The organism is Alcaligenes sp. EGD-AK7, assembly GCF_000465875.3.
Taxonomy (GTDB): domain Bacteria; phylum Pseudomonadota; class Gammaproteobacteria; order Burkholderiales; family Burkholderiaceae_B; genus Alcaligenes; species Alcaligenes phenolicus.
This window is the reverse complement of the sequence record NZ_AVOG02000070.1, coordinates 36,141-49,495: the sequence shown is the minus strand read 5'-3', so window position 1 is coordinate 49,495 and position 13,355 is coordinate 36,141. Positions and strand designations below refer to the sequence as shown.

Annotated in this window: 10 protein-coding genes; 9 read left to right on the top strand and 1 reads right to left on the bottom strand. The window is 56.0% G+C overall.

The window, feature by feature from the left end:
* Window positions 1-14: 14 nt before the first annotated feature.
* A complete protein-coding gene (gene glmU / locus N879_RS19475) occupies window positions 15-1,385 on the top strand; it encodes a bifunctional UDP-N-acetylglucosamine diphosphorylase/glucosamine-1-phosphate N-acetyltransferase GlmU (protein ID WP_022983660.1) in 1,371 nt (456 codons plus the stop codon).
* Between the two features lie 108 nt (window positions 1,386-1,493).
* Entirely contained in the window at window positions 1,494-2,612 is a 1,119-nt protein-coding gene (locus N879_RS19470; RefSeq protein ID WP_009457504.1) for a glycosyltransferase family 4 protein, read from the top strand.
* A gap of 7 nt (window positions 2,613-2,619) precedes the next feature.
* On the opposite strand, the gene N879_RS19465 is transcribed toward N879_RS19470, so the two are convergent.
* Window positions 2,620-3,096: an Lrp/AsnC family transcriptional regulator gene (locus tag N879_RS19465; protein ID WP_009457505.1), complete on the bottom strand. Its 477-nt coding sequence runs from the start codon at window positions 3,094-3,096 to the stop codon at window positions 2,620-2,622.
* A 201-nt stretch (window positions 3,097-3,297) separates the two neighbouring features.
* Here N879_RS19465 and glmS point away from each other — a divergent pair, with 201 nt between their 5' ends.
* The 7 genes from glmS to N879_RS19425 all read left to right on the top strand — a co-directional run bounded on the left by glmS (window position 3,298) and on the right by N879_RS19425 (window position 13,316).
* Window positions 3,298-5,124, top strand: coding sequence for a glutamine--fructose-6-phosphate transaminase (isomerizing) (glmS, locus tag N879_RS19460; protein ID WP_022983659.1), 1,827 nt, complete (start codon window positions 3,298-3,300; stop codon window positions 5,122-5,124).
* A 233-nt stretch (window positions 5,125-5,357) separates the two neighbouring features.
* Window positions 5,358-5,927, top strand: a complete 570-nt coding sequence (locus tag N879_RS19455) for a sigma-70 family RNA polymerase sigma factor (protein WP_223253978.1) — start codon at window positions 5,358-5,360, stop codon at window positions 5,925-5,927.
* Between the two features lie 59 nt (window positions 5,928-5,986).
* Window positions 5,987-6,937 (top strand): FecR domain-containing protein, encoded by a 951-nt coding sequence (locus N879_RS19450; protein ID WP_200914617.1) that lies wholly within the window; start codon window positions 5,987-5,989, stop codon window positions 6,935-6,937.
* Between the two features lie 289 nt (window positions 6,938-7,226).
* Window positions 7,227-9,761 (top strand): TonB-dependent siderophore receptor, encoded by a 2,535-nt coding sequence (locus N879_RS19445; protein WP_009456914.1) that lies wholly within the window; start codon window positions 7,227-7,229, stop codon window positions 9,759-9,761.
* A 31-nt stretch (window positions 9,762-9,792) separates the two neighbouring features.
* Window positions 9,793-11,034 carry a YncE family protein gene (locus N879_RS19440; RefSeq protein WP_041203013.1) on the top strand — a complete coding sequence of 414 codons (1,242 nt, stop codon included), beginning with the start codon at window positions 9,793-9,795 and terminating at the stop codon, window positions 11,032-11,034.
* Between the two features lie 279 nt (window positions 11,035-11,313).
* Window positions 11,314-11,664 carry a DUF6616 family protein gene (locus tag N879_RS19435; protein ID WP_009456904.1) on the top strand — a complete coding sequence of 117 codons (351 nt, stop codon included), beginning with the start codon at window positions 11,314-11,316 and terminating at the stop codon, window positions 11,662-11,664.
* A gap of 404 nt (window positions 11,665-12,068) precedes the next feature.
* A complete protein-coding gene (locus tag N879_RS19425) occupies window positions 12,069-13,316 on the top strand; it encodes a type II toxin-antitoxin system HipA family toxin (RefSeq protein WP_031233067.1) in 1,248 nt (415 codons plus the stop codon).
* Window positions 13,317-13,355 lie beyond the last annotated feature (39 nt).

Below are 13,355 nucleotides of genomic sequence, written 5' to 3'. Positions count from 1 at the left end.
GTAGGTAAATTTTTATGCTTAATATCGTGATTCTGGCAGCAGGCATGGGCAAGCGTATGCAGTCTGACCTGCCCAAAGTACTGCATCCTATCGCCGGCAAATCCATGCTGGCCCACGTGCTCGACAGCGCACGTGAACTGGAGCCGGAAAAAGTTGTGGTCGTGGTGGGTCATGGCGCCGAGCGCGTTCAGCAAACCTTCGCACAGGCCGAGCTGGCCTTTGCCTTGCAACAACCTCAGCATGGTACGGGCCATGCAGTGCAACAGGCCGTGCCTGAACTGGTCGGTGGCGATCAGGAAGATGACGCCACGCTGGTTCTGTATGGCGACGTTCCTCTGGTCCAGGCTGACACCTTGCGCCGCTTGCTGCAAGCGCGTGGCCAAGGCGTGGCCGTGCTGACCGAAACACTGGCAGACTCTACCGGCTACGGCCGTATCATTCGCGGTGCAGATGGCACCGTACAGCGCATTGTCGAGCACAAGGATGCCAGCGAAGCCGAGCGTGCCGTGAAGGAAGTGAACACCGGCATTCTGGTAGCCCCGACGGCGCGCCTGAAAGATTGGCTGACCCGCATCACCAACGACAACGCTCAGGGCGAGTACTACCTGACCGACATCATTGCCTTGGCGGTTGCCGATGGCGTGCCCGTGCAAGCTGCTCAGCCAGCTGCTGGTTGGGAAACCCTGGGTGTGAACAGCCGCATTCAACAGGCCGAGCTGGAGCGTCTGTGGCAAGCAGAACAGGCTCGCCGTCTGTTGGAAAAAGGCGTGACCTTGGCCGACCCGGCCCGCTTTGATCTGCGCGGCACACTGGAGTGTGGCCGTGATGTGTTCATTGATGTGGGTTGCGTGTTTGAAGGCAAGGTTGTGTTGCAAGACGGCGTGCGTGTCGGCCCGCATAGCGTGCTGCGTGACGTGACGATTGGTGCCGGTACGCAAATCGAAGCTTTCAGCCATCTGCAACAAGCCCAGGTTGGCGAAGAAGCCCGTATCGGCCCTTACGCCCGTCTGCGCCCTGGTGCTGTTCTGGCCAATCACACCCACGTGGGCAACTTCGTGGAAATCAAGAACACCCAGCTGGGTGAAGGTTCCAAAGCCAATCACCTGGCCTATATCGGTGATGCCGATGTGGGGCTGCGTGTGAACATTGGCGCAGGCACCATCACCTGCAATTACGATGGCGTGAACAAGTTCCGCACCGTGATTGGTGACGATGCCTTCATCGGCTCGGATACGCAGCTGGTGGCTCCGGTGACGGTAGGCCGTGGCGCAACGATTGGCGCGGGTACGACCCTGGTGCGCAATGCACCGGATGATCAGCTGACCTTGTCGCGTTCGGAACAGCGCAGCGTGTCCGGCTGGAAGCGCCCGGTTCGCAAATCTTGATGTGTGTTAGCCCATCTTCGGTATCCCTCCCTTTGCATCGCAAGGGGAGCATTGCTGCTTGCTCTTGTGGCACACAGTGCCCGGATGGGCTGATTCTGGATCGTCGTCATGCGCATTCTGCAGCTTAACTTCGAGCGCGGCTGGCGCGGTGGCGAGCGGCAAACCCTGCTGAGCATCCAGCAGATGCAACAGGCTGGTCATCAGGTCAGTCTATTGGCCCGACGTGATGAAGCGTTGGCCAGGCGTGCTAAAGAGCAGGGCGTGAGTGTGGTGGAATGCGCCTCCGTGGGTGCCGCGCTGCGCTATTTACTGGTGCATGGCCGGGGTTTTGATATCGTCCATTCCCAAACCGCGTCCAGCATGAGCTGGCTGGCCTTGCTGCATTTCTGGTTGCCCAAACGGGTGGTCTTTACGCGCCGAACGGCTTTTCCGATTGACCGCAAACGCGTCGAGCAACGTAGCGGACAGCAGCCAGACAGTGCTTTGACTTCCAAGGAACGACGCACGCGTTGGAAGTGGCGCAAGGCGGATCGTTTGGTAGCGATCAGCCAGGCAGCAGCGGCAGAGCCGCGTCGCCTGGGTTTTTCCGTAGATGTGATTCCTAGTGCCATTGAGTACGTCGAGCAGGATGAAGCCTATGTGAACCACTTGCGGCTGCGGTGGAATCCGCAGGGCTTGCACGTTCTGGGGACGATGGCGGCACTGACGTCCGAGAAAGACCCCCAGACTTTGATACGCGCGATTCATGCCTTGTATCAGCGTCGTCAGGACTTTGTGTTTCTGCATTTCGGTGCGCCTGGCTCCGAGACCTCGGCGGCAGAGGAACTGATTGCGCAGTTGGGGCTGGAAGACTGCTACAAGCTGGCTGGTTTTGAAGCCCGCCCCGAACAGGCTTATCGCTTGATGGACGGCTTTGTCCTGAGCTCCCGTCATGAAGCCCTGGGCTCCAGCGTTCTTGATGCGTTCGTGTACGGCGTGCCCGTTACGGCCACGATGGCGGGCGGTTTGAGTGAGCTGCTGGATAATGGCCGTGGCAAGTTATGCGCGGTAGGGGATGCACAAGCCATTGCACAGGCTCTGGATGACACTTTGAGCAATCCGACAGCAGCGCGGCAACAGGCAGCGCTGGCGCATCGCTGGGTGCAGCAGGAGCATGACCCCGCTGTCATGGCGCAGCGTTACTTGCGTCTGTATCAGCAACTGGTACAGCAACGTGTACGGAACTGAGCCCGGCTTACATCTTTGGTGCAGGTAAAGGCACCCGCGTCTCGAACTTGGCCTGATGAATCGAAAAGAAGCTTCGTATATTGCGGATATTCGCCTGACTGGTGAATAAAGCGTGAGCCAGCTTGTGATACGCCGTCATGTCGCTGACCTGCAAGATCACAATGAAATCCACCCCGGTCGAAACGCGATAGCATTGCGTCACCGCTGCTTCGGGGGCCATCAGGCGCTCGAATTGCTGCAGGTATTCTTCACCCTGACGGTCCAGCGTAATCTCCACAATGGCCGTCAAGCTGGGGCCCAGTTGCTCCGGGTCCAGCAAGGCAACCTGCCTGCGAATTACCCCTTGTTCGCTTAAACGACGTACTCGCCGCAGGCAGGTCGGGGGAGAGGCATGCACGCGCAAAGCCAGCGCTTGATTGCTGATGGAAGCATCATTTTGCAGTTGCTCCAGAATGCGTAAATCCAGCTCGTCCAGTTCAATCATGACAATGTTTATCTATCTATGATGAAATAAAATTCCGTTAAATAAAATGAATTTATCTTTTCTTTCATATTGATTATTAAATGAAATTTTAATTCATTTCGAAGAAAAAATAGACATAAAATTTTTCATGATTCAGATCAGAATAAGCGGATTGAATTGATTAGTTGGCCCACCGAAAGGGGCCATGAACAGGAGTTGGCTATGTGTGGAATTGTTGGCGCGGTAGCGCAACGCGATATTGTCCCCGTGCTGCTGGAAGGTTTGAAGCGTCTGGAATACCGGGGCTACGATTCTTGCGGCGTTGCTGTTCATGCGCAGGGCCAGTTGTTGCGGGCACGCAGTACTCAACGCGTGGCCGAACTGCAAGAGCAGGTCAAGGCAGATCATCTGCAAGGCTTTACCGGCATTGCTCACACTCGCTGGGCAACCCATGGCGCGCCTGCTACTCATAATGCTCACCCGCACTTCTCCGGCAAGGGCAAAGCACGTATTGCGCTGGTGCATAACGGCATCATCGAAAACCACGACGAACTGCGCGCCGAGCTGCAAAGCATTGGCTACGTGTTCGAGAGCCAAACCGACACCGAGGTTATCGCTCACCTGATCGACCACCTGTACAACGGGGATCTGTTCGAGGCCGTGCAGCAGGTCATCCGTCGCTTGACGGGGGCTTACGCCATCGCTGTGTTCTGTCAGGACGAGCCACATCGCGTGGTGGGTGCGCGCCATGGTTCGCCGCTGGTTGTAGGTGTGGGCCAGAATGAAAACTTCCTGGCTTCGGATGCCTTGGCATTGGCCGGCACCACCGATCAAATCATCTACCTGGAAGACGGTGATGTGATTGATCTGCAGATCAATAAAGTGTGGATCATGGACAAGGACGGCCGCGCCGTCGATCGCCCTGTACATACCGTACATCTGCACACCGCAGCCGCTGAATTGGGCCCATACCGCCACTTCATGCAAAAGGAAATCTTCGAGCAGCCCCGCGCTGTAGGCGATACCTTGCAAGACATTGAAAGCGTCACACCCGAGTTGTTTGGTGACCAGGCCTACAAGGTTTTCCAGGACATCGACAATGTGCTGATTCTGGCTTGCGGCACCAGCTACTACGCCGGTCTGACCGCTCGCTACTGGATTGAGTCTCTGGCCAAAATCCCCGTCAATGTGGAAATTGCCAGCGAGTACCGCTACCGCGACAGCGTGCCCAACCCGCGCACTTTGGTGGTGACGATTTCCCAGTCCGGCGAAACGGCTGACACGCTGGCCGCCTTGAAACATGCCCGCAGCCTGGGCATGGAACAGACCCTGACCATCTGCAACGTGGCCACCAGCGCCATGGTGCGCGAATGCAAACTGTCCTACATCACCCGTGCTGGCGTGGAAATTGGTGTGGCTTCCACCAAAGCCTTCACCACTCAACTGACCGCCTTGTTCTTGCTGACTATCGCACTGGCTCAAGTCAAAGGTCACCTGAATCAGGAGCAGGAAGGCGACTACCTGAAAGCCCTGCGCCATCTGCCTACCGCTATCGCTGCCGTGCTGGCTCTGGAGCCACAGATCATGGCATGGGCCGACCGTTTTGCCAGCAAGGAAAACGCCTTGTTCCTGGGCCGTGGCATGCATTACCCCATCGCCATGGAAGGCGCGCTGAAACTGAAAGAAATCAGCTATATCCACGCCGAAGGCTACCCTGCTGGTGAACTGAAACACGGCCCTCTGGCCCTGGTTACCGAAGCCATGCCTGTGGTCACTATCGCCCCACGCGATGAACTGCTGGAAAAGCTGAAATCCAATATCGAAGAAGTCCATGCACGCGGTGGTGAGCTGTACGTGTTTGCTGACGCCGATACCCGCATCGGCAGCAGCGAGCGTGTGCATGTGATCCGTATGCCGGAGCACTACGGCAAGTTGTCTCCCATCTTGCACACCGTGACCTTGCAATTGCTGGCCTATCACACCGCTTGCTCGCGTGGCACGGACGTGGATAAGCCACGGAATCTGGCCAAGAGTGTGACTGTCGAATAAGTTTTTCAGATTACATCGACCGTAAAGAGCCGCTTATGCGGCTCTTTTTGCATTCTTCGCCGTTTGGCAATTTTCGAGTGGTTTTTATAGGGAAATAAATCCTGCGAAAGAGGGTGAGCCTTGCCTGAAAGCCAGTTTATGTGTCGCTGCAAACACACACCGCTAGCGGATTTTGCAGCTCACACTCTATAATTGATAACGATTCTCATTATCTAGCGGTGCGGAGTACCCTCGTGTCATCTTCAGTTCTTCCTTTGTCAGGCGTGTATTCGGCCGAGTCGGTCGAGTCACTGTACTGCGACCACCATAGTTGGTTGCAGCGCTGGCTGCATCACCGTTTGGGTGGCGCGGACCAGGCGGCTGACTTGGCGCAGGACACCTTTGTACGTTTGTTAAGCAGCCGTTCCCGCTGGCAATTTGCCAGTCCTGGTGAGGCCCGCGCTTACTTGCGCAAGACGGCACAAAACCTGTGCATCAATCTGTGGCGACGTCAGGAAATTGAACAGGCCTGGCTGGATATTCTGGCTGCTACACCCGAGAACTTTTACCCTTCGGCAGAACGCCAGGCCATGATTTTGCAGGCGCTGGAAGAGATCAGTGCCATGCTTAGCAGCTTGTCTCCCAAAGCGGCCAAGGCTTTTACCCTGGCCGTTATTTGCGAGATGACTGACGATGAGGTCGGCGCAGAAATGGGCATTTCCGGCCGCATGGTGCGCAAGTACGTGGCACAAGCCATGTTGGGCTGCATCAGCCTGCATGCTTGCCAGACCGTCGCCGAATTGCGTCAGGAACCTCAATACTAAGCCTCATGAAGCACGGCTCCAGTTTTTCTTCTCCCGCTACACCTCCCCACGCCGTTTTGATGCAAGCCGCTGAATGGTATGCCTGCCTGCGCGATGGCAAAGCCAGTGCGGCGCAGCGCTCTGCCTGGCAGAACTGGCTCAAACAGGACGAGATGCACAGCACCGCTTGGCGTTATGTGGAGGAAGTCAGCCGCAGTTTTGAGCCAGTGCGTACCGCGCCGGACTCACGTCGTGTGGTGGAGAAATTGCACACGGCCAACGAGCGTTTGCATCAGCGCCGTCGCGTTCTGGCCAGCGTGGCTGCGCTGGCAGGAACGGGGGTTCTAAGTTGGCTGGGCTGGCGTCAGTCCTGGCTGCCATCCAGTGTTCTGGCCCTGGCCGCCGACCATTCCACACAAACCGGCGAGCAGAGCCAGATTGTGCTGGCAGATGGCTCCCGGCTGTGGCTGAACACAGCCTCTGCGATTGATGTGCAGTTCACCGCGCAGGCTCGCCATATTGTTTTGATCTCCGGCGAGATCTTCATTCAGACGGCCAAGGACGATACGGAAAGACCTTTTACCGTTCAAACCCCGCAGGGCAATATGCGGGCCTTGGGCACGCAATTCAATGTGCGTATGGACAAGGACTGTACGCAGCTGGCGGTCTACGAAGGGGCTGTGCAGGTGTCTACGGCAAAAGGTCAAAACACCGCCACGGTACAGGCGGGCAAGCAGGTGCACTTTAGTGCGCAGCGTATCCGGCAAAGCATGGACGCCGATCAGGCGCGCGAAGCCTGGACCCAAGGCGTGCTGGTGGCTGACAACATTGCCTTGCGTAGCGTGATCAAGGAATTGAGCCGTTACCGCAAAGGCTATCTAGGTGTAGATGAGGCAGTGGCCGATCTGAAGGTCTATGGCAGCTTCCCCATTCATGACACGGACCGCGTGCTGAAAATGCTGGCTTCAGCATTGCCGATTCGCATCGATCAGCCCATGCCCTGGTGGACCAGTGTGCAAGCTCTGGATTGATTGAGCAGGGCATTTCACCAACGATGGTCATAAATAATAAAAATAAAAACCTATCAGATTCAAAGGCTTGCCGGATTTTGGCCAAAAAACCTCAAAAAAGATGCAAAAGCAGGTTCCGGGTTTTGGAGACTTGGTGGTTTTAGACAGTAAGAGGACCTGATTGGCGTGAGGCCAATGAAGCAGGAGGCAGCCCGCCGTGGCTGCTCAGTACTGAACATCAACGCAAGAACATCGTTCAGGTTCATCGTTTTTATTGTGACTGACCCGTGTTTTTGAAGGATGTCTCCTTATGCATCGTCGCCCCGATCCCCTTTCCCTGTCCAAGGATGCAGGATCGCATTGCGCCCCTTTGCGTCCACTGGCCTTGGCCCTGTATGTGTTGATGGCCGGCAGCGCCTTTGTCGTGAGTACCCAGCCTGCCCAGGCGGCCACGCAAAACAGCCCGACGGCAGACAAGACCCAGCGTTATGACATACCAGCCGGCCCCCTGAGCCGCGTGCTGATGCGTTTCTCGCAAGAAAGCGGGGTCTATCTGGTCGGCGCAGGTAGCGTGGCCGAAGGCAAGCAAAGCGCGGGCCTGAAGGGGAATTACAGCGTGGTGCAGGCTTTGGATACTTTGCTGGCAGGCACGGGCATCAAGTATTCGCGTGATGCCAATACCGTCAATTTGTGGCCCGTCACGGAAACCACTCAATTGGCCCCCGTGCGTGTGCAGGGCACCTTGAATCGGGCGACTGAAGACACAGGCTTGTACACGCTGAACGGTACCAGCAGCACCGCGACGCGCTTGAACATGGACACCCAGCACACGCCGCAATCGGTCAGTGTAATGACGCGCCAGCAAATGGACGATTTCGGCCTGACCAGCTTCGATGATGTGATGAACTTTACCACCGGCGTGACGGCCAATACGGCCGCGGTGGGAGGCGGGTTTCAGTTTCAGGCCCGTGGCTTTGACATCAGCAATGTGCAAGTGGATGGCGTGCAAAGCAGCTACCGTGCTGCCGGACGTGGAGCATTCAATCCTATTTCTCTGGATATGGATTTATACGACCGTGTGGAAGTCGTGCGCGGAGCGACAGGTTTGTTGTCGCCTACCGGCGAGCCCTCCGCCTTGATCAACTTGATTCGCAAACGTCCGCAAGCAGAATTTGGCGGCAAGTTAAGCGCCCACTACGGCTCCTGGAACGACAAACGCGTGACGGCGGACGTGACCGGCCCGCTGACTGAAGACGGCCGTTTGCGTATGCGTGTTATTGGTTCGCGCAAGCAGGCGGATTCCTTCATGGATCGTCAGGACCACAAGAACGATTTGCTGTCCGGCATGCTGGAATTTGACCTGACAGACAGAACCTTGCTGACCGCTGGCTACGACTACCAGACCGCCAAGCTGCGAGGCGAAGGCAATATGGGTGTGCCCTTGTTTACCAGCGAGGGCGACCGTATTGACGTTTCGCGCTCCATGTCGCTGGTGCCGGATTGGACCTACTGGGACAAGAAGCATCAAAACGCTTTCTTCTCGGTCGAGCATGAGTTTGAAAACAAGTGGAATGCCAAGCTCAGCTACAGCCATCAACGTGACGATGGCGATGCCCTGATTACTGGCCTGGGGCAGGGCGTGAATCCGGTGGTTCGCCCGGACGGATCCGGCATTGGCATCCGCGCCAACCTGGCCGCCAATGGCTATCGCCATCAGGACAACCTGGAGTTGTCGGCCAATGGTCCTTTCGAGCTGTTTGGCCGCGAGCACCAGCTGATGTTCGGTTTTAACGGCACTCGCAAGCGTGACACCACGTACACCATGCAGGTCAGCGATACCCGCAACTGGTTCATCCCCAATATTTACGACTGGGACGGCTATATGCCCGAGCCCAGCGTCAGCCGCACAGGTGAATGGAACCGGGTCCACACACGCGAATACGGTTTCTTTGCCGGCACGCGCTTGAACATTATTGATCCCTTGAATGTGATCATGGGCATGCGCTTGTCGGACTACAAAACCTACCGTGACAACTACGGCAAGAATGGTCAGCTCACCGGCGTGTCCAACGAGCTGCGCAATCGCAATGAAATTACGCCTTACTTTGGCGTGACCTACGACCTCAACCCAAATCTGACGGCCTACGCCAGCTACACCCGTTTGTTCCAGCCGCAAAGCTATAAGGACATCAACGAGAACTTCCTGGATCCCATTACCGGGGTTAACCGTGAAATTGGTCTGAAAGGCAGCTTGATGGAGGAGGCCTTGCAGTTCTCCCTGGCCGCGTTCGAGACCCGTCAGAACAATCTGGCCGTGCTGGATACGTCGGTGCCGGATGACTTCCTGCTGCCCGATGGCAGCCGCCCCTATGTGTCCTCCGGTGCCGGCAACAGGACCAAGGGTTTTGAAGTGGAGCTGAACGGCGCGCTGACCAACAGCTGGAACGTGTTTGCCTCCTACAGCTACGCCAGCACTAAAAACGCGGAAGGTGAGCGTATCAACACCTACATTCCGAGCCAAACCTTCCGCCTGGGCACCATGTACCAATTCTCCGGCGCATTGCAAGGATTGAGTGTTGGCGCCACCGTGAACTGGTTTGGCAAGCGGGATCTGTGGACGGCGGGCCGTCCTTACACCGCCAGCAACGGCAAGGCTCTGAAAGACACACACAGCAGCTATGCCCTGGTGGGTCTGCATGCGGACTATCGCGTCAATTCGCACTGGAATGCCAAGCTCACGGTGAACAATTTGTTCGACAAGCGTTACTACGACAACTTCGTAATTTTCCGTGCCCGCTATGGTGCGCCGCGCAACGTGCACTTGTCGATCGACTACCAGTGGTAATTCCTTTTTCCTTTATCTCGAGCCTACCCTTATGACGCCAATTACGACTCGCCATCTTGTTCGTGGTCTGTACCTTGCTGTTGCAATGGCCTTGTCCACGGGCTACGTACACGCCAAGACTCCTGCCCCTGTGGGCTACCAAGCCGTTACCCAAGCACAGATCATGCAAAAACCGACTGCCGCCGAAGTTCTGGAAATTGTCTTCAGCCCCGCTCAATCCAGCTTGTACGTGTCCTCGCCCAACTGGAAGGACGAGACCTTGTCGCGCACGCTGGTGCTGGACCCCAAGACCCTGGAAATCAAGCAAGAGATTCCCATGGAAGCCAAGAGCTTTGGGGTTGCTCTGGATGATGCCGCCAACCGCCTGTATCTGACTCAAGGCTTCAACGGCACGATCGCCGTGGTCGATACTGCCAAGAACGAGGTAATGAAGCGCATTCCTGTGCAGGAAAAAATCAATTTCCAGGACGCCATCAATGCTGCTGACTTCGGTCAGGCACGTAAAGATGGCTTGTTGAAGATGATGGAGCGTTTCAAGATTACCGAGGACTTCCAGTACAAGACGCGTGAACTGGTCGTGGACAAGAAAAACCACCGTGTGTTCGCGCCTGGCTTGGGCCTGGGTTTTGACAGTGTGCTGTTCGTTATAAACACCCAGACCCTGGAGCTGGAAAAAGTTCTGCCTGGCTTTGGCTATAACGTCGTGGGCATTACCCTGGACGAGGCCAATAACCGATTGTTTGTCTCCAATATGCAGCGCCAGATCATGGTCGTGAACACCCAGACCTTGAACATCGATCAGGTCTGGGAAATTGAAGCCGACCAGTTGCTGAACCTGGCGTATGACCCGGCGCAGAACCGATTGTTCGGTGTGGACCAGGGGATTGACCGTGATGACGCGCGTAACCTGCATCTGGAGCGTGAATACAAGCGCCGCAGCGCTGGTCATCAAGTGTTTGTGCTGGATGCATCCAACGGTAAACCCCTGGCAACCATGCCTACCGGCGAAGTGCCTATTGGTGTGCGTTTTGACGCCGAGTCCCAGCGTCTGTTTGTCGCTAACCGAGGTGGTGTGCGCGAGAAAGAGGGCAAGGGTTCGGTCAGTATTTTCGATACGGTGAACTACAAGCCGCTGCAAACCATTGAGCTGGCTCCACACCCCAACAGCTTGGAATACATCCCCGCTGAAAAAGCCTTGTACGTGTCGGTGAAGAACGACGGCAACAGCAAGGAAAAAGGGACTAAAGAGCGTATGGTGCGTATCCAGTTCTAAAAGGCCAAAGCAGCCTGATTGATTGACAAGGTGGGACCCAAAGCCCGGGTTTGGCGTGATGCCGAACTCGGGCTTTTTTACGCGTATGGATTGCTTGCGAAATTTATTATTAATCTATAAGATTAGATATCTAATCAAATGATATGTTCTATGTGGAAATGGGGCAAACAGTGCTGCAGTCTTGCGCTGCACGCCATTTCTTTGTTGCTCCACCTGTAAACGCTACATATCCAATTCTTCAGCCCCTATTACGTATCCTCAGTGAAAGGAAAACAGCTCATGTCTCATTATTTGATCGAGCTTTATACGCCTAATGCCAAGTGGAATGCCTTGCCCGTCGAGCAGCGCCAGACCTTCCTGGCAGGTCTTCAGGAGGCGATGGGCGGCCTCTCAACCCTTGGTATTGAAGTGCTGGCCCTGACTGCTACCGAGCGCGATATTGATTGCTCCAGTGCGCACCGTTTCATGGGTGTTTGGCGCTTCCCTGATCAACAAGCTTGCCGGGCCTTGCTGGCCGGCATTAAAGCCAGTGGCTGGTACGAGTACTTCGATCATGTGAATGCGGCGGGAGCAGAAGGGGGTTTTGCTCAACACCTGGCGGAGCTGGCTAAGGATTCTCAGCCTGTTTGAGGGGCAGGCAGTCAGGCGGGGCGGTTAAAAAACGTTCATAGATCAGAGTTTATGTGATATAAACGGTTATCTATGAACGATTATGGTTGTCTGCACCATGCCCAGGAAACTCGCTCCTGCCCCGTTTTACCTGCCAGCCGTCGAGTCACGGGCTCTGGTGTGGGGGCGCTGCATTCGTACTCAACGTGTCGCTCAGAAAATTACAGCTCAAGTCTTCAGCTCAAGAGTCGAGGTCTCGGAAAGTACATTACGCCGAATGGAGCGAGGCGATCCGGCTGTGGCGATGGGGAGCTATTTGACTGCCCTGGCAGCACTCGGTCTGCTCGAATCCATCGTGCCTATGCCTGATGCTCATTGGAGCAGTGGGGATATGAAGGGGCGCGCAAGACTGGACAGAGATGACGATGAGTATTTCTAAGCCTCTATACGTCTATTTGCAGCGGCCTGATACGGGGCAATGGGTGACCGTTGGCCGGTATATCCACGACTCGTCAGTCCAGCTTGGCCAGTTCATGTATGCGCCCAGCTATCGGGATGCAGGTCTGCCATGGTCAATTGATCCGGTTAACTTACCGCTGAGTGGCTCCGTCCCAATTCAGGCGAGTCGCTACGGTGGCCTGCATGATGCGCTACGTGATACTTGTCCCGACGCCTGGGGCCGGTTACTCATTCAAAGGCAACACGGATTAAGCGATAGCTCTCCAAACCATGCTTATCTTCTGAAGGCTGGTAATGCGGAGCGTTGGGGAGCATTGGCGGTCGGCTCTTCGCCTAAACCCTCGATCGCAGAATTGTCCGCACCGCCCATCACAGAAATTGAAAAGCTGAGCGCAGAGCTGCAAGCCATGCAGTTGCGCCGCCCTCCGGTGGACCCGCATTTGCGTCGACGACTGATGGCCACGCCCAGCATGGGAGGGGCAAGACCCAAAGCAACCGTTCGTGATGGAGATCAGTTCTGGCTTGTGAAGCCGATCCTGCCATCTGATACCGAGGATATTCCGCGTCTTGAGCATGCAACTCAAGAGTGGGGCCGGGCAGTGGGCTTGAACTTTGCCCAAACCGCATACACGGGCTTTGGGGAAGATTCCGCACTGAGTGTAATGCGCTCATTGAGGTTTGACCGCCAACATGGCCTTCGGGTCATGACATTGAGTGCGGCATCCTTGTTGCAGACGGAGTACCCCGGTCATTCAGGCTCATCGGCCTGGAGTTATCCCAACTTGGCTCGAACGTTGACGATGATAGGTGCGCCTCAGGAGGATGCCATTGAATTGTTCTGTCGCATGATTTTCAACGCGGTCATTGGCAATGACGATGATCATCCCCGCAACCATGCCATTCATTATCTTCATGATCAGGGCCGGTGGCGTTTGACGCCCGCTTTTGATGTCGTTCCCAATCCAGATTTCACCCCTCAGTATCTGGCGATGGAGTTGAGTCATGGAAGCCACCAGATCAGCCGAGCCAATGCCTTACATGATGCCAAAGCCTTTGGCTTGTCAGGTGATGAAGAGGCGGTAGAGCTGCTTGACGGGCTGCTGGACAGGATAGAAGGGCGGTTTGATCAGGTGCGCCTCCTGCTTGGGCCTCGCCTGGAGTCGCTCATGCAGGAGCGGCTGTCTGAAGGGTTGCAGCGCATGCGCATTATGTAGTGACTCGGACGTGCCCCAAAGCTTGGGTTTGAGGTACTT